The organism is Pullulanibacillus camelliae (genome assembly GCF_014642655.1).
Lineage (GTDB): Bacteria > Bacillota > Bacilli > Bacillales > Sporolactobacillaceae > Pullulanibacillus > Pullulanibacillus camelliae.
On sequence record NZ_BMIR01000006.1, the window covers coordinates 115,407 to 136,515 of the forward strand.

A 21,109-nucleotide genomic window follows, 5' to 3' on the forward strand; every position below is an offset into this window, starting at 1 on the left:
GGCTTACAATCTTCCACTTTCCGAAGGAGCCTCGTGTCTTTTGCTGTCACCAAAGCTCCTCCTTTAGTATATGAGTAGAATCCCATCAGAAGTGCCGAGCAAAGTGATAAAAGCCAAGTTTTCTTTATTGCAAGTTGCTAACAATGATTAATGCGTGGGATAATAGAAAGAGATCAAGCGTGTCTTGTGATTTTTATATATGGAATTTTTCGAATATACTTTTATATCATTATCAAATGGTTTTAAAGAAAATGCTTTTACTAGGACACTCTTAATGGATGAACGTTATATAAAAACATCAGGGTACCAAATGAACCGTAAAAAGCAATGTCTCTTTGTTATACAAAAATGCCAATAAAATCTGTTAAATCACAGGGGAGATGGATGAATTGTTGAAAATCGGGACAACCTTATATTTAGAGCAAATGACTGAGGGGAAACTTGAAAAATATAAAACGAAAATTGCTTCTATTGGCGAACGAGAGCTTACGATCGAATTGCCCATTCATGTTGAGTCCAAACAATTTGGCTATTTTGATTTAGGCACCCTTTTCCAAGCGCATTTCATTATGGAAGAAAAGGTGTATCACTTTGAGACTGAATTGAGACAGCGATTTTATGAAAGGAACATCCCACTGCTTGTGGTCTCTTTTCCAGGTAATGAGCATCTCAGAACGATTCAAAATCGAAAGCATCTGCGTGTGCAAGCGGCTTTAGATGCTGCCATTTCTCCATTACATAATGAATTTAGAAGGTTTACAACCGTTACGATCGACATTAGCGGAGGTGGTGTTTCGGTTCACCTTCCTAAAGGCTATAGTTTCACTACAAATCAGGAAGTGGGATTGTGGATTGTCCTGCCCCTATCAGGGAATCAATACGTTTATGTTAAGGTAAAGGGTCTTTTTGTACGTCAATACGAGGTTGGGCACTATTCACGTGCGATCTTTAAGTTTTATAACATTAAAGATGGTGATCGCCAGCATATTGTTCGCTTTACCTTGCAAAGAGATCTTTATTTAAGAAAATTATTAAAAAAAGAAGGGATAACGCAATGAAGGAAACAACAGCGAAATCCGTTGAAAAGTGGATTTTACGGCTCGTCTTCGTTCAATTGCTCGCCTTAATTATTGCACAGGTGATGATGAGTCACCTAACCGTCTCCCCCTATTTGAACAAGGCGGTGCGCTACGAGGGAGTCTATAAAACCAAGCAATCAAAGGCAACGGACACCATTCAACAAACGCCATACATGTGGTATGATGAGAAGGACAAACAGGAGGAATAGCTAGAGGAGGATTTTTCACGTTGCAGATTGCTATTGATGGACCGGCAGCGGCCGGAAAGAGTACTGTTGCGAAAATGATCGCAGATAGGATGAATTACATTTACATAGATACTGGAGCCATGTATCGTGCGGCCACTTATAAAGCACTGAAAGAACATGTGGATGTTGAAGATGGTGCAGCTTTAGCCAATATGCTGCAACATACCCACATCGAATTAGTTCCTGATGGCGATGGGCAAGCAGTGCTGTTAGAAGGTCAAGATATTACTGAGGCGATTCGCTTGCCAGAAGTGACGAATCATGTCTCTTTTGTCTCTAAGCATCCTAAAGTGCGTGAGGAAATGGTCGCTCGCCAGCAAGAGATGGCATCTCAAAAAAGCGTCGTGATGGATGGCCGAGATATAGGCACTAAGGTGCTCCCTAAAGCACATGTTAAAATCTTTTTAAGAGCATCTGTTGATGAAAGAGCGGCCCGTCGCTATAAAGAGCAAATAAAAAAGGGAATTGAAACCCCTTTGGAAGCATTAAAAAAAGAGATTGCATTACGCGATGAGAGAGATAGCCGACAGCTTGGCAAAGCTGCGGATGCTGTAGAAATCGATACTACAAATCTTTCAATTGAAGGCGTTGTAGAAGCGATCATGAAGATTATTAAGGAGAGGGCTTATCAAAGTGAGTCTTTATGATGTAGCGAAAGGACCGGTAAAACTGTTTTTTAAACTATGTTTTCGGTTGGAGTATATCGGGATAGAGAATGTTGCAAGCATTGATCCTGATAAAGGTGTTTTACTTTGCAGTAATCATGTCAGTAATTTTGATCCGCCGGCTGTTGGTGCGGCTTGTCCTCGTAAGCTGAGCTTTATGGCGAAGGCGGAGCTATTTAAGGTCCCTGGTTTAAAGCAACTGATTACAGCTTTAAACGCTTTCCCAATAAATAGAGGTGCAGGGGATCGTCAAGCCTTGAAGCTAGCGATTCGCATCATTAATGAAGGCGGAACTTTAATGATGTTTCCAGAAGGGCACCGCATGAAGAATGGAAAATTAGGCAAAGGTCAGCCAGGGGTAGGCTTTCTGGCCTTGAAGTCTGAGGCTGTTATCGTTCCGGTTGCCGTCATTGGAAGGTATAGGCTTTTTCGGAAAACAAAAGTCGTTTTTGGCAAGCCGGTGGATCTGTCTCGAGAGCGCGAGCAACGTTTAAAGGCAGTAGAAATGACAGAGGTTGTCATGGGACACATCCAGCAATTAATTGATCAAGAGAGTAAGAAAACTTCCCATATGAGGGCATGATAAGGGGTTCTACTTGACAAAAGGTCGCGTTTGTAAGAAGTTAAAATAAAGGTTTTTTATTTATCCTGTCTTTTTTGTTAATTTTTAAGGAGGTCACTGTCTATGGTTGATGAAATGAATAATGAAATGACAACTTTTGATCCAATAGAAGTCGGAGATGTGGTGACTGGCACAGTTACAAAAGTTGAAGAAAAGCATGCGCTTGTTGATGTAAACTATAAAATCGATGGGATATTACCTATCAGCGAATTGTCCAGTTTACATATTGAAAAAGTAAGTGATGCCATCTCCGTTGGTGATGAGTTAACGCTGAAGGTTACTAAAATCAATGAAGAAGAACTCGTCTTATCAAAAAAAGAAGTCGATGCCGATCAAGCCTGGGACGATCTCGAAAGAAAATTTAATAACAAGGAGACATTTACCGTCGAGATTGCAGATGTCGTCAAAGGTGGACTTGTCATCGATCTCGGTGTGCGTGGATTTATGCCTGCTTCTTTAGTCGAACGGCATTTTGTTGAAAGCTTCGATGATTATAAGGGAAAAGAACTAGAGGTCAAAATTGTTGAGCTCGATCGTAGCAAACGTAAAGTGATTCTGTCACATCGCGCGGTGCTTGATGAACAAGCGGATGAATTAAAACAACAGACCTTGAATCACTTGTCAGCAGGGGATGTTGTCGAGGGAACCGTTCAACGTTTAACGGATTTTGGTGCGTTTGTTGATATAGGTGGTGTGGATGGTCTTGTCCATATTTCACAATTGGCCCATTATCGTGTGGAAACCCCGTCCGATGTGGTCAATGAAGGGGATAAGGTTAAAGTCCGTATTCTTTCTATCGATCGAGACAATGAACGCATCTCACTGTCAATTAAAGATACACAGCCAGGACCTTGGGAAGAAGCCACTGAAAAGCTTAAAGTGAATGACGTGTTGGAAGGGACTGTTAAACGACTGGTTCCCTTTGGTGCATTTGTAGAGCTGTTTCCAGGTGTAGAAGGTCTTGTTCACATTTCTGAAATTTCTCATCAGCATATTGGGACACCAAATGAAGTGTTGGCTGAAGGGGATCAAGTGAAGGTCAAGGTACTTGATGTCAACCTTGAGCAAAAACGGGTATCCCTGAGCATTCGCGCTTTAGAGGAGCAGCCTGAACAGCCCACCAAGGAAAGTGGACCTATTGAACAAGAAGAATCAACAGGTTTTTCACTTGGCGATGTCATCGGCGACCAATTGAAGAATTACAGACAATAAGTTGATAATTTAAAATCCGACATGCAATCTAATAAAGAGGGTGCCCTCAATGACTTTAGAGGGTGCCCTCTTTCATTCTTCTAAGACGAAGAAAGCGATCCTAGGGTGTTTATTTTTTAAGAATTCTTTCCATACTGTTACAGAGGTGAGACGGTTGGATGGAATTCTATTTTATTGGTTGAGCTGGTGTGGGTGGGTCACGGTATTTTTCTTAATGAAAAAGGGACGCGAGCGAACGTTTTTAGCGATCAATCTACTAATGGTCATCAGCTTGTCACAACAGCATATCACTATCTTTCATGAGCAAATCAACATTGCTTTTTTATATGTGCTGCTTCTAGCTTTCTTTTTTTTAAAAAGACTTACCGTGATGGTGTTACTCTATCAGATGATGTGTTTTATGATTATTGGCATGGCCTATTTTCTTGAAAATCTGTATTTATTAATTGACCCGGCTATTTTACTCCTGATTTCTCCTTGGATGTTGTGCATTCCGCTTTTCTTTATCTGCCAGTTTCTTGCAAAGGGGTTCAGACAAAGAGTATCCGCTGCTATCATTGGGATGTGCTTAGGCGAATTACTCTATGCACTTGCTTTGGAGCCTTTGGAACACCGTATTGGTGGACCGGAGTTTCTAGATCACTTCGCGTTGACAGTGGCGTTAATCGCCGTGTATCACTCCTTACAGCACGCTCTATTTCGCTTAAAAGCACAATATACACTGCAGGCACAGAAACGTATTTCCAAATAACGAAATGCGTTTTATTCTGTGTTAGAAGAGTGTTTTGCGTAGTCGCAATGGGAAAATAATGGCCAAAAAGGTTTAATGAATTTATCGATCTCCTCGAAATTAAATTGTTTCTTATAAGGTTTTTTGATAAGATTAAAACGCCTTGAAGTCAACTGATCAGGGGTATAGATACATAATTCCTAAAATAAAAAAACAATAATGGCAATAAAGCAGGCTATATCTTGATTGATTGTATAGAAAGAGATGTACCGTTATAGAAAGGATGTCCGTTATGGCTCAAGCAGTAGTTGCAATCGTTGGTCGCCCAAATGTGGGAAAATCGACCATTTTTAATCGGATTGTTGGGGAAAGGATGGCGATTGTTGAAGATACACCAGGCGTTACGCGTGATCGGATATACGGAGAAGGGGATTGGCTTGGCCGCCGCTTTCACGTGATCGATACAGGAGGCATAGATATCGGCGACGAGCCACTTCTTGAACAGATGCGAGAACAGGCGCACTTAGCGATTGAGGAAGCTGATGTCATTTTATTTATCGTCGATGGTACCGATGGTCTCACAGGAGCAGATGAAGAAGTGGCTCAGCTCCTCTACCGCTCAAAAAAACCAGTGATTCTTGGGGTGAATAAGCTTGACAACCCAGAGCGTTCCCAGAGTCTTTACGAATTTTATTCTTTAGGATTGGGAGAGCCTATTGGAATTTCCGGTGCTCACGGCATAGGAATTGGTGATTTATTAGATGCCTGCGTTGCTCATTTCCCGGATGAAGAGGAAGAGGAATATGATGAATCCACCATAAAATTCTCTTTAATTGGACGACCAAATGTTGGAAAATCGTCCTTGGTGAATGCGATCTTAGGACGTGAACGGGTGATTGTCAGCAACATTCCTGGGACTACAAGAGATGCGATTGATACGTCTTTTGCAAAGGACGATCAGGAATACGTCATTATTGATACGGCGGGGATGCGCAAGAGAGGAAAAGTCTATGAAAAAACCGAAAAATATAGTGTTCTAAGAGCACAGCGTGCCATTGAACGCTCAGATGTGGTCCTTGTTGTTCTCGATGGTGAGGAAGGGATCATAGAACAGGATAAGAAAATCGCTGGTTACGCCCATCAAGCAGGACGAGCCATTGTTATTGTAGTGAACAAATGGGATGCTGTAAAAAAAGATGATAAAACCATGGAGGCCTTTAGACGCAATATAAGGGAGCAATTTCGCTTCTTAAGCTATGCGCCGATCGTTTTTGTTTCTGCGAAAACGAAGCAAAAGCTGCACCAATTGCTGCCGATGATTAATCAGGTAGCTGAAAATCATAGCTTTCGCGTGCAGACAAGCATGTTAAATGATGTGCTCATGGATGCGATCGCTTTAACGCCGCCACCGAGTGACAAGGGGCGTCGTTTAAAGATTTATTACGGGACACAAGTGGCTGTGAAACCACCAAATTTTGTCTTTTTTGTCAATGATACCGAATTACTTCATTTTAGCTATGAGCGCTACTTAGAAAATAAAATCCGTGAAACCTTTGGTTTTGTTGGAACACCGATAAAAATCAGTCCAAGAAATAAGAGAGAATAGGGGGAGATGAGTGGTGGTGCTGAGCATTGTGTCATGTGTGATCGCTTATTTATTGGGGTCAGTAAGCTTTAGTTATATCCTGACAAGGCTGATTAAGAAAGTGGATATCCGCCAGTATGGGAGTGGAAATGCTGGAGCGACAAACACAGCGCGTGTATTAGGTACGGGTCCAGCGATATTTGTATTAATTTTAGATATTTTAAAAGGTATAGTAGCAGTCTTGATTGCCTTAGCTTTTCATTTATCAGATTGGGGAGTCGCTCTATCAGGATTATGTGCCATTTTAGGTCATGTGTGGCCGATCTATTTTGGATTTAAAGGTGGAAAAGGAGTGGCGACCACCATCGCTGTATTTCTAATGCTCATGTGGTTGCCAACACTTATTGCTGCCATTATTGCCCTTCTTTTGATCGCTTTGACGCGCTACATTTCTTTAGGGTCACTAGCTTTTATCCTCACCCCGATTATTGCCTTATTTTTGGGAGGCTATCCGATGAGTCATATCATCGTTTCTGCAGTTATAGCCCTATTAATCATTTGGAAGCATCGAAGTAATATTAAGCGCCTTGTTCAAGGAAATGAAAACAAATTCGGTTCAAAAGCGAAAGAGCTTTAGGAGGGTTTTACATGAAATCAACGATAGCGGTTCTTGGTTCAGGAAGTTGGGGGACGGCGCTTTCGATTGTTCTCACTGATAATGGCCATTCGGTGCGATTGTGGGGGCGGAGAAAGGAGCAGGTCGATGAGATCAATGCGACCCATGTCAATCGTCGTTATCTCCCGGATGTCAAGCTTTCGGAACACATCCATGCTGTGAATCAGTTGGCTGAAGCGATCAACGGTGTAAAGACGATACTCTTAGTCACGCCGACTAAAAGCATGCGTGACGTCTTATCACAATTAAGAGTTCATTTAACAGAACCGGTTACCATTGTTCACGCTTCAAAGGGGATTGAGCCGCGGACATCCAAGCGGATTTCAGAAATTATTGAAGAGGAAATCCCAGAATCGCTTCGTGAGGCTGTGGTTGTGTTATCAGGACCGAGCCATGCTGAAGAGGTCTCTTTAAGACAGCCAACAACGGTTACCGTCTCTTCAAAAGACAGCGAGGCAGCAGCGTGTGTGCAGGATCTGTTTATCAATCAATACTTCAGGGTGTATACTAATGATGATCTCGTCGGTGTGGAAATTGCTGGAGCACTAAAGAATATTATCGCATTAGGTGCGGGTATTTCGGACGGCTTGGGTTATGGAGATAATGCGAAGGCGGCTTTAATTACGCGGGGATTAGCGGAAATCACTCGATTAGGGGTATCGCTTGGTGCCCATCCATTGACTTTTACAGGACTTGCCGGAATGGGTGATCTGATCGTGACCTGCACAAGTGTACATAGCCGTAATTGGCGAGCCGGCAATCTTCTTGGTAAAGGGCATACTCTGGATGAAACGTTAGAGCAAATGGGCATGGCTGTAGAAGGGGTGCGAACGGCAGAGGCGGTTCACTATTTATCAGAAAAAGAAGGCATTGAAATGCCGATTTCTGAATCGATCTATGATGTGCTGTTTAATCATAAAAACCCGAAAGTAGCCGTTGATGAATTAATGAACAGAGATAAGCGCCATGAATATCGTGATATTCACGAAATGTATTCTTCAAAGATCCATAAAGAATAGAGTCGCCTTTTTTCTTAAAGTTTTGGGCGCGCGACATTCACAATGAAAGTCCTCAGACCATATAATGTCTTGAAAGCGTGGGAAAAGGAGGGCTTTCATGGATCCCAAACATCCATTATTTGATCAAATAGAAAAGAAAACCAATGTCAAAAAAGAAGATATTTTTGCTTTGGCCCAGTCTGTGGCTAACGCTGACTTTCGAGACGAAAAAACAGTCCGAGATATCGTGAAACGTGTCGCAAGATTGGCTAATGTCGACGTCTCTAAAGAAAAAGAAGACAAGATTGTCAAAGCAGTAACAAGCAATAACATGCCTCTAAATATTTCTTCCTTAGCAAACATGTTTAATCAAAAGTAAAACTAGGCCATCGTCATCTACAAGAAGATGTCTTATGGCATACGGTATAGTGTATACGCAAAAATATCCTAATGAAGGGCTGTTATTTTACGGAAGGTTTTAGTCACTGACCGAAAGAGGGCAATTGCTTTCTTTCGGTTTTTAATTTTATTTTGAGACAGCATCACTTATTTGCAGTGGATGTGTGGGCCAGCAATCCAGCTTCGCTCGCTTTCCTCAGATATGACTTATAGAGGAGAGACAAGCTTCCGAATCCAGGGCCAAGCGCAACAAGTGGCGTGAGTAAGTGAACAAAAGTTCCCTTCACATTAACCAGTGACCAGGTCATTTTAAAAAAAGTGCCTCGCAAAATAACAAATAAAAGCCGAAGTGAACAAATAGAGAGCAAATCAGGGATGTCTGTCAGTTTCCCAATCAAGGACAAGTGTAACAAATGTGGTGTGAACAACTTAACAAAATGAGATTTAAAAAGAACAAAAGGGATGTCTGTTTTTGACAAAAGCTCTGTGTAAAATAATAAAGCATCCAACTCAAAACACTAGAAAGAAATGAATACTTGCTTTCTTGCTTGCCATAAAGCTTGGCATGCTATACTAGCTTTAGGAAAGTGGTGCGAAAGTGAAGCGCACATAAAATACTAGGGAGATTCGCACCAAATAAAAGGTCATTTCGCTCCTTGTATTTCCTTTTATTACATTTTATTATAATTTAAATGTAATTTATTGGATTCCAAAGGGACTTTATGTGGTTATTTTGCTGGATTTCGCCCTTATTGCATAATATTGAGTCGCACTCTTGATGAGTGCTGATTGGAATACGGTAGCTTGACATAGAAAGCGAAAGGAACGTTCTTATTAGCCTGTTATGTGGCTTGAAGGTGTGACATGTGCTTTGGGAGGTCTTTAGCCGTGCAAAACCGCTCCGAACCATGGTATGCTGCTAATCTATAAAAATAGTGAAGTCGCTCACATTTTTATGTTAAAATAGCTTAGACAAACCAAGGAGGGGGTTGTATGTCGGCAGGAATGGCTGGAATGTGGCTTTCCTTCGTAGCGATGGGCATGATGATTGTCGCAGCTCTGCTGATTCTTTTATCTAGAACAAGATTAAAAGGGATTATTAGAGGATTCATTTCTGTAATTGCTTACATTCTGTTAGTGTTTGGTGCCTTGCTCATGATGCTTGTTGTCATGACATGGCCTGAGTAAATCCTTGTGTGTAAGAATGATAGGATGTGTTATGCCATGCCATATGTCAAACGCTTTTATTTATACATAATTCTTGGTGGGCTCTCACTGCTCTTTACAGGTTGTGCAAACCACAGCACGGATGAAGGGGCAAGGCGTGTCGCTTATAAGGCGCAAATCGCGGCCGTTCAGGACGCTATTGATTCTTATAAAAAGAAAACAGGTGTCCTTCCGATAAAGAATAGTACTGAAAGCACACCCATTTATAGAAAATATCGCATCGATTTTAATAAGCTCAAGGCTTATTTACCAAATCCACCCTCCGATGCCTATGAAGAAGGTGGAGACTTTGAATATGTGTTAGTTGATCCTGAGACGCATCCAACAGTCAAAGTTATCGACATGGAATTGGTCAGCGAAGTTCAAGACTTGAATCAGCAAATTCAAATTTATTATGCGCATCACAAATTTGCTCCACTTAAGGACATACTAGCTGATGGACGTTACAGCATTGATTTTAAAGCATTGGGCTATAAGAACGCGCCGACGGTGATCAGTCCTTATAGCGGTAGGCACTTGAGCTTTTTTCTTGATGAACATGCAAAAGTTGAAATTGATTATTTGCCTGATATTGAGGATGTGGTGAAAAAGTCCGGGAAGACCTATAAGGAAGGGGTGGATTTGCGGGCGCTTTTGGTTGACAAATACCCATATGTCCCTATCTATTCTGTTCCTTATACCATGAAAAAAGGACAGGTTGAATTTTTAATTGAGGACAAGAAAAAATAAACAATGTTTTTTTAGTACAAGTTTCAAATGAAATAAAATAAATAGGCATGATTTACCCTCTTTAACAATATTCTATATTGGGAGAGGGTTATTTTTGTATTTTTTGAACTTATATTTTGTGATTTGCCAAACGAATTAGCATATTTGATGGACAAAGTCATAGGTATATAATACGCGCATATGGCTTTTGATGATTAAGTTGATCGGGAGGGTTTAAATTGGAAAGAGTCGATATTTTTAAGGATATCGCCGAGAGAACAGGAGGAGACATCTATTTAGGTGTCGTGGGGGCTGTTCGTACCGGAAAATCCACTTTTATTAAAAAATTTATGGAGCTAGTTGTTCTCCCCAATATTGAGGATGATGCTGAAAGGGCGAGGGCTCAGGATGAGCTGCCACAAAGTGGAGCGGGCCGCCAAATCATGACGACTGAGCCTAAATTTATTCCAAATAATGCTGTGGCGGTTCAAGTTGATGATGGGTTAGAGGTCAACATTCGTGTAGTCGATTGTGTAGGCTATGCCGTCCAAGGTGCCAAAGGATTTGAAGATGAAAATGGTCCAAGGATGGTGCATACACCCTGGTATGATGAACCGATTCCCTTTCAGGAAGCAGCAGAAATTGGTACAAGAAAAGTCATACAGGAGCATTCGACACTTGGGGTCGTTGTGACAACGGATGGCAGCATAGGGGATTTGGGACGTCACGACTATCTAGAAGCTGAAGAACGCGTTGTTGAAGAACTGAAAGAGGTTGGTAAACCCTTTATCATGATTGTTAACTCAGCGCATCCGCAGCATGCTGAGACACTGGCATTGCGCAATGAATTGATTGAAAAGTATGATATTCCAGTATTGGCGCAAAGTGTTGAAAATATGACTGAGCATGATATCAATAATATCCTTCGGGAAGCATTATATGAATTTCCAGTTCTAGAGGTCAATGTCAATCTTCCGAGCTGGGTGATGGTTCTCCGTGAAGATCATTGGTTGAGACAAAGCTATGAAGAAGCGGTCAAAGAAACGGTTAAGGATATCAAACGTTTGCGCGATGTAGATCGCGTGGTTGGTCATTTTAATGAATTTGAGTTCATTGAAGACGCTCAGCTTGCTGGGATGGAGATGGGACGTGGGGTTGCTGAAATTGATTTATATGCACCAGATGATCTCTATGATCAAGTCCTTAAGGAAGTCGTAGGCGTCGAAATCCGAGGTAAAGACCATCTACTCCAATTGATGCAGGAATTTGCAGACGCTAAAAGAGAGTATGATCAGGTCGCTGAAGGCTTGAAAATGGTCAAACAAACGGGCTATGGAATTGCCTCACCAGCCCTCTCTGATATGAGCTTAGACGAACCAGAAATCATTCGCCAGGGCTCGCGTTTTGGTGTCAGACTACGTGCGGTTGCGCCTTCTATCCATATGATTAAAGTCGATGTGGAATCAGAATTTGCGCCGATCATAGGCACTGAAAAGCAGAGTGAAGAGCTTGTGCGTTATCTCATGCAGGATTTTGAAGATGACCCATTGTCCATTTGGAATTCCGATATCTTTGGTCGCTCGTTGAACTCTATTGTTCGTGAAGGGATCTCAGCAAAATTATCTCTTATGCCTGAAAACGCTCGCTATAAGCTAAAAGAAACGTTAGAGCGTATCATTAATGAAGGATCCGGTGGATTAATTGCCATCATTTTATAGCATTAAGACTCCTTGTGAAAGGGGTCTTTTTTTAAAAGAAAGTATAAAATTTCTGGTCACGAGGACGATGCGCGATTCTGCTCTCAGGCAGCTCGCTTTCCGCCCTGTTTTTCTTAATGATAAGTTGGGTGCCAGTGGAGTGAATAGTTTCATTCCATTCTGCTAGATGACGATCTGCAAGTTTAGCTTTCAGTAATTTTCCAGTGGTCTTATCCCGTCAGTCTTTTCGTAATTTTTAATAAAAAAAGGTATGGACCATTATATTTTTTTAGACGCGACACTTTGTTTTATTTGACTTAAAATTAAGAAATTACGCACATTGGCCCATTTTGGGGCTTATTTTTTTGTTTTCATGAATAAAAAGTCATATTTTGTGTTTTTTTTTAATGAAATTCGGTGATAATCTTAAAAAGTTGTTGAATTATTGTTTGAGTTCCTTTAATATAGCGTTGAAAACAGTTTTTTGTCAGAAAGACAAAGCTGAAGCCTTGAGAGGAGGTGAAGGCATTGAATAAGACGGAACTCGTAAATGCTGTTGTTGAATCAACTCAGCTTTCCAAAAAAGATGCAACTCAAGCTGTTGATGCTGTATTTAATACGATCACTGATGCCTTGAAAGAAGGCTCTAAAGTTCAACTTATCGGTTTTGGTAATTTCGAAGTACGCGAACGTTCCGCTCGTAAAGGACGCAATCCTCAAACGGGTGAAGAAATCGAAATCGCTGCTAGCAAGGTACCAGCATTTAAACCAGGAAAAGCCCTTAAGGATGCTGTGAAGTAAGTTTTATACATAGGGCATGAAAGAGTCACTTCGGTGGCTCTTTTTTCATGTGCCAGGCATGGCGATGATCTAGGTGATGAAAGTCCACTATCAACTAGCCACTAGAGAATTGTAAGGTACTTATGGCGAGGTAGGGGTGTTCATAGAGCCTTGTCTTAGATTACTATCTAAAAGTACACACTGTGCTATAAATTGAACCGTCGTATACGAAACCGTACGTACGGTGGTGTGAGAGGGGCGGATTAGCTATTTACCTTTTCCCTCTACTCGATTCGGATGTATGGATGTGCTGCGCACGTATACTAGTAAAATGACGTATTCCAAGAAGAATATGCATTTTAAACGGGGTTATGTAGACAATGCAGAGACTTTCATGAAAAATTATCTGCTTTTCGCAAATGAAGCAAAGGTAACATTAGTATGTCTCTGTTTTTATAAATCATGCATGTATGATCATCACTTTCACCCGACTTTATTTATAACAAGCAATATGATAGAATTTGAAGAAATATAATACTGTACCCAGTGAATGGAGGATCACCGTGAGTGTTGATCACGATAAAATAGAAAAAGCAGTCACAATGATTTTGGAAGCAATAGGAGAAGATCCTAATCGTGAAGGGTTATTAGAGACGCCGAAGCGCGTTGCCCGTATGTATGAAGAAGTGTTTCAAGGATTAAACCAAGATCCTAAAGACTATTTTGCGACAGTTTTTGGAGAAGATCACGAGGAACTTGTTTTGGTTAAGGATATTCCTTTTTATTCGATGTGTGAACATCATCTTGTACCGTTTTATGGAATGGCCCATGTTGGCTATATTCCCAGAGGTGGTAAGGTAACGGGTTTAAGCAAGTTGGCAAGAGCAGTCGAAGCCGTTGCCAAACGCCCACAATTGCAAGAGCGGATCACCTCGACGATCGCAAATTCTATTGTTGAAACACTTGATCCACATGGTGTCATTGTTGTCGTAGAGGCAGAGCATTTATGCATGACCATGCGTGGCGTCAAAAAGCCAGGCTCAAAAACCGTCACATCAGCTGTTAGAGGGGTGTTTGAGCATAATGCTTCTGCCCGTTCAGAAGCGATGATGCTTATCAAAGGATAGGAGGGATTGTCTTGGCGACTAAGCAATCCGAAGATTTTTTTGTTATAAAGGCATTGGAAGATGGAGTGAATGTCATTGGTTTGACCCGTGGAGCGGATACACGCTTCCACCATTCTGAAAAACTTGATAAGGGCGAGGTCATGATTGCCCAGTTTACAGAGCATACTTCTGCTGTTAAAGTAAGAGGAAGAGCATTGATTCAAACCCAACATGGAGAAATGAGCTCTGGAATGGAATAAGAACATACATATCTTAAAACTTTTGGTTAAAAATACTGATAAGAAATGTTTGAGAAATGTGAAATGTGGGCATAGAAAGAGAGAATGCAGGTTGACGGCTGTCTTTGTCAGATAGAGTTAAGAAGGCTACACATGCTTCTGCTTGCACTTCAAGAGCTTGCCAAATGGCAAGTTTTCTTTTCGCCCAAGCTTTGACACTTCCCTTTATGCCTGGTTTAGTCTTATGCTATAATGGTCAAGTAGGTTTAACCTGAGGGCGGTGCGCAGCTTATGTCAACCATTGCTGTACATAAAAACATTGATTTCCCAGTAAATGAGGGACGTGTGATATCGTGAATAATGAGCTAAAAAGCATAAAAAAATTGATACAACAATCCACTCAACATCCAGTTCTTGATCAATACATACAACGACCAGAAATTGACGATGATAAGCTCTTGGTTCTCACTAGGATGTTCAGTACCACTTCTTCCTTTGATCATACTGAAAAATATATTGCCTCCATCATGATTGTCCAAATGGCTCTTGAAATTCATGATTCTATCACGCTAGATGTATTGCAGAATCCAAGCGATATTAAAGCAAGACAACTTATGGTACTTGCAGGGGACTATTATAGTGCTCAGTACTATCGCTTGTTAGCTGAACTTGAGGATTTTCAAATGATCGGACATTTATCAGATGCGATAAGAGAGCTGAACGAGTATAAAACCGAGGGAATCAGTGGGGAGTTTCATTGGCAGCGAGTTTTTGATTTTTTTCGAGATATTGAATCGACAATTTTGTCTAAGGTGGCTAATATTCTTGACCTCCGCCAGTGGATGCCGATGATTACCCGTTATTTCACCTTGAAACGCATCCTGCATGAAGCCAAGCAATGCCGTCAAGGGTCACCAACCCAAGTACTGCAGCCAATCTTTCAAAAAAGACCGGAAAAGAAAAAACAATTTCTTCAGGCTGCTGAGTCTTTTATAGAAAAATTAGTAGTAAAAGTTGAAAAGGATTTACAAGAGGGTCCGCCATTTTTGTCACAACTTAGTCTTATGACGGCACACTGGAATACCCCAACGAATAGAGTGGCGGAAGAAGGTTTATCATGAACGAGGTAAAAGAAGTAAAAAGAGAAAAGGTTCATCACGTTTTTGAGAGTATTTATAAGAAATATGATTTCATGAATTCATTAATTAGCTTTAATCAGCACAAAGTATGGCGGAAAAAAGCGATGCGGCTTATGGATATTCAAGCTGGAACACATGCGCTTGATGTCTGTTGCGGCACAGGGGATTGGACAATAGCCCTTAGCAAAGCCGTTGGTCCAGAAGGACAGGTGAATGGATTAGATTTTAGTCAAAACATGCTATCCGTTGCTCGTCATAAGCTTGAGGAGGCTCATCTCGATAACGTGCAATTAGATCATGGTGACGCCATGCAGCTTCCCTACGCCGATGACACATTCGATTATGTGACGATCGGTTTTGGACTGCGGAATGTACCTGATTATTTAACAGTTCTAAAGGAAATGTATCGTGTCCTAAAGCCGGGGGGGACGATCACTTGTCTTGAAACCTCTCAACCAAAATTACCTGTATATACACAATTATATTTCTTTTATTTTCGTTTTGTTATGCCTGCGCTAGGGAAGATTTTTGCCAACAGCTATGATGAATACGCATGGCTACAGGAATCAACAAGAAATTTTCCTGGCAAGGCAGAGCTCGCCGATTTATTTGAAGAGGCGGGTTTCCGCTCTGTTCACATCACTTCACTAACCGGAGGCATCGCTGCCATTCATCAAGGGCAAAAGACTCAAAGCGTGTAGTAACGACGAGATTTTAAATATAATATAAAGGTGAAAAGTCGATGAGCTTAGCAACAATTTATAGAGAGATTAGATCAGATATTAAGGGAATCGAAAATAGACTCGGACAGGTGATTACAGCGGACCAACCCATTTTGACTGAGGCATCCTCGCAGCTGTTGAATGCTGGAGGTAAGCGCATGCGTCCGATCCTAGTCTTGCTCGCTTCGAGATATGGCGATCGCTATCATGAGGATGTGCAAAAGACCGCCGTAACACTTGAACTGATACATATGGCGTCGCTTGTTCATGATGATGTCATTGATGATTCCGATATTCGGCGTGGCGAGCAGACCGTTAAAGCCCGTTGGAATAATCGCATTGCCATGTACACAGGTGATTTTATGTTTTCCAAGGCCTTGAAAGTAGCTGCGGAAATCGAGCATCCACAAATCCATCAGATTCTCTCGTATACGATGAAGGAGATCAGCTTAGGTGAAATCAAACAAATTGAGGACCAATATAATTGGAATCAAAATATTCGCAACTACTTATTGAGAATCAAAAGAAAAACGGCGTTGTTACTCGCGGTGAGCTGTCAATTAGGGGCACTGGCCGCAGGGGCCAGCGTTGCGATCTGTCGCGACCTCTACTATTTTGGATATTACATGGGCATGTCCTACCAGATCATTGATGATGTTTTAGATTTTGTGAGCACCGAAGAAGAGTTAGGTAAGCCGGTAGCGAGTGATATTCGCCAGGGAAACGTCACACTGCCAACATTGATGGCTTTTCAAAATCATCGGGTTGCTGAGCAATTAATTAGACTGCTGGAAATTCCAGAAAAAACACCTGAGGATTGGAGCAAGGTCATTCAGCTGATTAAGGAGTCAGGCAGTATTGCTGAAGCAGAAGCCATCAGTACGCGTTTTATTAATAAGGCTTATCGGATACTTGAACGGATGCCTCATGCAAAGGTGACAAAGCAAATGGAACGGATTGCTGATTACATGAGTAAAAGAAAATATTGATTTGTCAAGGCTTCTCTGTTTTGATAGACTATAATCGTCACCTATTTAAAGGAAGTGATAGGTGTATTTCCTTTAATGAAATAGCAGAGAGTGGAGGATACATACTATGGAAAGAACCTTTTTAATGGTCAAGCCTGATGGCGTGCAACGCAACCTGGTAGGTGAGATTGTTTCTCGCTTTGAAAGGAAAGGCTTCCAGTTGGTAGGTGCTAAGCTGATGCATGTTTCTCGGGAACTGGCAGAACAGCATTATGCGGAGCATAAGGAACGACCATTTTTTGGAGAGCTTGTTAGCTTCATCACATCCAGCCCTGTTTTTGCAATGGTTTGGGAAGGGGAAGATGTGATCGCTACCGCTAGAAAGATGATGGGGACAACGAATCCTGCTGAGGCGGCTCCTGGAACCATTCGTGGTGATTATGGCGTTGAAATGAGTCGCAATATTATTCATGGCTCAGATTCCCCTGAAAGCGCTAAGAGGGAGATTGCTCTTTTCTTCTCTGAAGATGAAGCGCTTACTTATGATAAGGCTGTTAATCAATGGGTTTATTAGTTTGAAAGAACCAGCAAGTGGCTGGTTCTTTTGTTTTACAATCAGAATATATAACTTCGCTGATGCTCTCCAAGGATGAGACTAAAGTACAGCTTGGCTTGTCGCCATCTTCAGGGTTGGCGACAAGCCAAGTAGCCAAGTTTCCTTATAACACATGGGGGAATGATTAGATTTTATATATAAAAAAGGAATAGGAGACTAGGAGCAGCACTTTTCTAGTGCCTGAAGATATACTAGGTGCGGTGATTGGAAGTAAGAATAGCACACAGAATCTCGAGTGAAAGCGTAATATCTGATGATTAAGGACTTGCGCATTTATGCATGTTTCTATAAAATGATTTAAGAAAAACTGCCACGAGTTATTATGATGCTGAGAGATTCTTGGTTCCTTTTTATTTTAGATAGTGTTAAAGGGGACTTTTAAAAAATTCTACATAAAACGCAAGAATATGCTAGTATATATAAAATGAGTTATGATGGCGTCACTGCACGATGATAAAAGGCAAAAAGTCTAAAGCTGTTGGCCTTCTGGTAGTGAAACGTTCATTGAGAATCTAGCAGGATTTTACGAATTGAGGGTGTTGGGGGGGCCAGCATGAATGCAAGATGATTATCACTGGTTTCAAAGTGAAATCTTTAAGATGACAGGGATTAATCTCGCCCTGTATAAAGAAGATCAGATGAGGCGGCGGTTATCAAGCTTGAAAAGCAAGCATGGTGCAGCGTCATTTGTAGAATATCATGAGCAATTAAAGCACTCACCAAAATTACTGGAAGAATGCCTTGATAAAATAACGATCAACGTCACTGAATTTTTTCGTAATAAACAGCGGTGGGATGTTCTTGAACAGACGATTTTACCAAGCCTGATTTCGGGCAAAAAGGACAAGTTTAAGGTTTGGAGTTCTGCCTGCTCAACGGGTGAAGAACCTTATTCATTATCTATTCTGCTATCCAAGCATCTCAGCGATGTAGACTATGATATTCTAGCGACAGATATAGATCAAAAGGTATTAGACCTTGCGAAGCGTGGTGTGTACCCTGATCGCGCTTTAAAAGAGGTATCAGACGCAGAACGAAAGGCTTTTTTTATTGAGAGGGCAGGAAGCTGGGCAGTTAACGATCGAGTGAAACAGTCTGTGCGCTTTCGCTCTTTAAATTTACTCGCCGATCGTTTTGAGAGAAATTTTGATCTTATATTATGCCGTAATGTCGTGATTTATTTTACAGATGCGGCTAAGCATGAACTTTATGGCAAACTCGCCAATGCCTTAAATGAGGGTGGCGTTTTGTTTGTAGGCAGTACAGAGCAAATTTTTAATCCTAAGCAATATGGTCTCGAACCAATTGAGACCTTTTTTTATAAAAAAATACCATATTAAGGAGCGTTATTATGCGATTTTTAACTGCAGGAGAATCTCATGGACCACAACTTACACTAATTATTGAAGGCTTTCCAGCTGGGTTGGCTGTAAATGCTGCTGACATAAATGAGGAATTGCGCCGTCGTCAGGGGGGCTACGGTCGTGGTCGCCGCATGGTGATCGAAAAAGATCAGGTTAAAATAGTTGGTGGAATCAGACATGGCTATACAACAGGAGCGCCGATCGCTCTTGTGATTGAAAATAAGGACTGGAAAAACTGGACGGAAATCATGGGGCCAGAACCTATTGATGATCCAGAATCCGTCAAAAAGCAAGTGACGCGTCCACGTCCAGGACATGCCGATTTGAATGGGGCTATAAAATATGGACATACAGATATGCGTAATGTCCTAGAGCGCTCATCAGCCCGCGAAACAGCAGCCCGCGTCGCTGTAGGGACCATTGCTAAGCTGTATTTGAAGGCCTTAGGCATTGAAATTGCTGGTCGTGTTGTGGAAATTGGTGGCGCGCGAGATGAATCTGAGCGACCAGAAAGCATCGATGCGATCCGCACGATCACTGAAGCCTCTGAAGTAAGATGTCTAGACAAAGAGGCAGAAGAGGCGATGAAAAAAGTAATTGATGAAGCGAAGGAAAATGGGGACTCTGTTGGCGGTGTGGTTGAAACGATTGCGACAGGGCTTCCTGTAGGTCTTGGCAGTCATGTTCATTATGATACAAAGCTTGATGCGAAAATCGCAATGGCTGTGATGAGCATTAACGCCTTTAAAGGTGTAGAGTTTGGAGAAGGGTTTGCCATGGCCAGTCTTCCCGGGAGCCAAGTGCATGATGAAATCCAATGGTCTAAGGAAACGGGGTATACTCGTAAAACCAATCGTCTCGGAGGCTTTGAAGGTGGGATGACCACAGGAATGCCTGTTGTAGTTCGCGGGGTCATGAAGCCTATTCCAACACTTTATAAGCCATTGCAAAGTGTCGATATCAAAACCAAAGAGCCCTTCGCAGCTAGTATTGAGCGCACAGATAATTGCGCCGTACCGGCAGCGAGTGTCGTGTGTGAGCATATGGTGGCTTGGGAGCTTGCTGTGGCGGTCAAAGAAAAATTTGGTGGCGATCGTATGGAGGATGTCATCCAAGCGGTTGAGGCGCACCACAAACGATCGGTGGCTTTTTAATGGAGCGATTAGATATCCAGACTCCACATAAAAATTATCCTGTGATTATTGGGGATGGCCTGCGTTTTAAGCTCACCGAGTTTCTATCAAAATCATATTCTGCTTACGTGATCATCACCGATGATCACGTAGCACCATTATACTTAGAAGACGTTAAGACAGCATTGAGCTTTAGCACTAATGTATTTGATTTTGTTGTACCGGCTGGTGAAACGGCCAAAAGCTTCGCCACCTATAAGCGCTTAATCGATGATATTGTCGCCCTTAATCTTGATCGGAAGAGCTGTGTGATTGCACTTGGTGGTGGCGTTATTGGTGACTTAGCTGGATTTGTCGCAGCCACTTTTTTAAGAGGCGTTGCCTTTATTCAAATGCCAACGACACTTCTCTCACATGATAGTAGCATTGGAGGAAAGGTGGGCATCAATCATGAACATGGTAAAAATTTGATCGGTGCATTTTACCACCCAGAGGCTGTTTTATATGATACAGAGTGTCTAAAAACATTACCTGCTAGTGAATGGCGCTCCGGACTTGCTGAAGTGGTGAAGCATGCCATCATTGATTCTCCAGAGCTTTATCATAGAATGCGGCAGGAGATTCCCACCTTTGATGCCATTGACTTACACACGTTTGCACCGCTACTAAAGGCGGCTATGGCAGTAAAGGCTAATGTGGTGGCCAATGATGAACTGGAAGCTGGCATGCGCAAGTTTCTCAATTTTGGTCATACCTTGGGACATGCCATCGAGAAAGAGTCAGGCTATGGTGTGCTTAGTCATGGAGAGGCTGTTGCTATCGGAATGATTTTTGCGCTTCGGTTAAGCGAGCGGATCTATCACATTGCTTTGCCAGTAGCTGAAATCATTGCGTGGTTTAAACGCTTAAGTCTGCCCATCGCCATTCCTAAAGGCCTAACAAGCCAGCAGCTTTTGGAGCGGATGAAGTATGATAAAAAGCGTGCCGATGGCCATATTGTTTTCGTTTTACTCAAAGCGATTGGTGAGCCAGAAGTGACCCCCGTAGAAGATGCGGTTATCTCCAACTTATTAGCGGAATTTATTAATGGGTAAAAGAAAAAGATTGACACCCTGATAAAAATTCGTTACTCTGAATTATAGAATAGTGAGTAATGAATTGAGAAAGTTTATCTAGAAGAATTTTAGATGAGATGA

The 21,109-nt window shown here is 41.8% G+C and carries 23 protein-coding genes; all 23 read left to right on the forward strand.

What is annotated here, in order from left to right; translation table 11 throughout:
• Positions 1-389: 389 nt before the first annotated feature.
• The 23 genes from IEW82_RS08160 to aroB all read left to right on the forward strand — a co-directional run bounded on the left by IEW82_RS08160 (position 390) and on the right by aroB (position 21,007).
• Entirely contained in the window at positions 390-1,058 is a 669-nt protein-coding gene (locus tag IEW82_RS08160) for a flagellar brake protein (protein ID WP_188692072.1), read from the forward strand.
• On the forward strand, positions 1,055-1,288 hold the full coding sequence (locus IEW82_RS08165) for a DUF5359 family protein (protein ID WP_188692075.1): 234 nt from the start codon (positions 1,055-1,057) through the stop codon (positions 1,286-1,288). Before IEW82_RS08160 ends, IEW82_RS08165 begins: the two co-directional genes overlap by 4 nt.
• A gap of 20 nt (positions 1,289-1,308) precedes the next feature.
• A complete protein-coding gene (gene cmk / locus IEW82_RS08170) occupies positions 1,309-1,974 on the forward strand; it encodes a (d)CMP kinase (protein WP_188692078.1) in 666 nt (221 codons plus the stop codon).
• Positions 1,961-2,575 carry a lysophospholipid acyltransferase family protein gene (locus tag IEW82_RS08175; RefSeq protein ID WP_308422141.1) on the forward strand — a complete coding sequence of 205 codons (615 nt, stop codon included), beginning with the start codon at positions 1,961-1,963 and terminating at the stop codon, positions 2,573-2,575. Before cmk ends, IEW82_RS08175 begins: the two co-directional genes overlap by 14 nt.
• A gap of 102 nt (positions 2,576-2,677) precedes the next feature.
• The gene (rpsA, locus tag IEW82_RS08180; protein ID WP_188692081.1) at positions 2,678-3,826 is read left to right on the forward strand and encodes a 30S ribosomal protein S1; all 1,149 of its coding nucleotides are present in this window, start codon (positions 2,678-2,680) and stop codon (positions 3,824-3,826) included.
• 49 nt (positions 3,827-3,875) lie between these two features.
• Positions 3,876-4,577 carry a YphA family membrane protein gene (locus IEW82_RS08185; RefSeq protein WP_188692084.1) on the forward strand — a complete coding sequence of 234 codons (702 nt, stop codon included), beginning with the start codon at positions 3,876-3,878 and terminating at the stop codon, positions 4,575-4,577.
• 271 nt (positions 4,578-4,848) lie between these two features.
• On the forward strand, positions 4,849-6,162 hold the full coding sequence (der, locus tag IEW82_RS08190; RefSeq protein ID WP_188692087.1) for a ribosome biogenesis GTPase Der: 1,314 nt from the start codon (positions 4,849-4,851) through the stop codon (positions 6,160-6,162).
• Positions 6,163-6,172: 10 nt separating this feature from the next.
• Positions 6,173-6,778 carry a glycerol-3-phosphate 1-O-acyltransferase PlsY gene (gene plsY / locus IEW82_RS08195; RefSeq protein ID WP_229672442.1) on the forward strand — a complete coding sequence of 202 codons (606 nt, stop codon included), beginning with the start codon at positions 6,173-6,175 and terminating at the stop codon, positions 6,776-6,778.
• Positions 6,779-6,789: 11 nt separating this feature from the next.
• Complete coding sequence (locus tag IEW82_RS08200; protein WP_188692092.1) at positions 6,790-7,836, forward strand: NAD(P)H-dependent glycerol-3-phosphate dehydrogenase; 1,047 nt, start codon at positions 6,790-6,792, stop codon at positions 7,834-7,836.
• Between the two features lie 97 nt (positions 7,837-7,933).
• A complete protein-coding gene (locus IEW82_RS08205; RefSeq protein WP_188692095.1) occupies positions 7,934-8,194 on the forward strand; it encodes a stage VI sporulation protein F in 261 nt (86 codons plus the stop codon).
• Positions 8,195-9,207: 1,013 nt separating this feature from the next.
• Complete coding sequence (locus tag IEW82_RS08210; RefSeq protein ID WP_188692098.1) at positions 9,208-9,402, forward strand: DUF2768 domain-containing protein; 195 nt, start codon at positions 9,208-9,210, stop codon at positions 9,400-9,402.
• A gap of 36 nt (positions 9,403-9,438) precedes the next feature.
• Positions 9,439-10,170, forward strand: coding sequence for a YphF family lipoprotein (locus IEW82_RS08215; RefSeq protein WP_188692102.1), 732 nt, complete (start codon positions 9,439-9,441; stop codon positions 10,168-10,170).
• Between the two features lie 218 nt (positions 10,171-10,388).
• Positions 10,389-11,867, forward strand: a complete 1,479-nt coding sequence (gene spoIVA, locus IEW82_RS08220; RefSeq protein ID WP_188692106.1) for a stage IV sporulation protein A — start codon at positions 10,389-10,391, stop codon at positions 11,865-11,867.
• Positions 11,868-12,374: 507 nt separating this feature from the next.
• On the forward strand, positions 12,375-12,647 hold the full coding sequence (gene hbs, locus IEW82_RS08225) for a non-specific DNA-binding protein Hbs (RefSeq protein WP_188496617.1): 273 nt from the start codon (positions 12,375-12,377) through the stop codon (positions 12,645-12,647).
• 542 nt (positions 12,648-13,189) lie between these two features.
• Positions 13,190-13,753, forward strand: coding sequence for a GTP cyclohydrolase I FolE (gene folE / locus IEW82_RS08230; protein WP_268237346.1), 564 nt, complete (start codon positions 13,190-13,192; stop codon positions 13,751-13,753).
• An 11-nt stretch (positions 13,754-13,764) separates the two neighbouring features.
• A complete protein-coding gene (mtrB, locus tag IEW82_RS08235; protein ID WP_188692110.1) occupies positions 13,765-13,992 on the forward strand; it encodes a trp RNA-binding attenuation protein MtrB in 228 nt (75 codons plus the stop codon).
• A 332-nt stretch (positions 13,993-14,324) separates the two neighbouring features.
• Positions 14,325-15,092, forward strand: coding sequence for a heptaprenyl diphosphate synthase component 1 (locus tag IEW82_RS08240; protein ID WP_188692114.1), 768 nt, complete (start codon positions 14,325-14,327; stop codon positions 15,090-15,092).
• Complete coding sequence (locus IEW82_RS08245; protein ID WP_188692117.1) at positions 15,089-15,811, forward strand: demethylmenaquinone methyltransferase; 723 nt, start codon at positions 15,089-15,091, stop codon at positions 15,809-15,811. Before IEW82_RS08240 ends, IEW82_RS08245 begins: the two co-directional genes overlap by 4 nt.
• A 41-nt stretch (positions 15,812-15,852) precedes the next feature.
• Entirely contained in the window at positions 15,853-16,821 is a 969-nt protein-coding gene (locus IEW82_RS08250) for a polyprenyl synthetase family protein (protein WP_188692122.1), read from the forward strand.
• A gap of 106 nt (positions 16,822-16,927) precedes the next feature.
• Positions 16,928-17,374, forward strand: coding sequence for a nucleoside-diphosphate kinase (gene ndk / locus IEW82_RS08255; RefSeq protein ID WP_188692125.1), 447 nt, complete (start codon positions 16,928-16,930; stop codon positions 17,372-17,374).
• Between the two features lie 599 nt (positions 17,375-17,973).
• Positions 17,974-18,756, forward strand: a complete 783-nt coding sequence (locus IEW82_RS08260; protein ID WP_188692129.1) for a CheR family methyltransferase — start codon at positions 17,974-17,976, stop codon at positions 18,754-18,756.
• A gap of 11 nt (positions 18,757-18,767) precedes the next feature.
• Positions 18,768-19,934, forward strand: coding sequence for a chorismate synthase (aroC, locus tag IEW82_RS08265; RefSeq protein ID WP_188692132.1), 1,167 nt, complete (start codon positions 18,768-18,770; stop codon positions 19,932-19,934).
• On the forward strand, positions 19,934-21,007 hold the full coding sequence (gene aroB, locus IEW82_RS08270; RefSeq protein WP_188692135.1) for a 3-dehydroquinate synthase: 1,074 nt from the start codon (positions 19,934-19,936) through the stop codon (positions 21,005-21,007). The genes aroC and aroB overlap by 1 nt, the downstream gene beginning before the upstream one ends.
• Positions 21,008-21,109 lie beyond the last annotated feature (102 nt).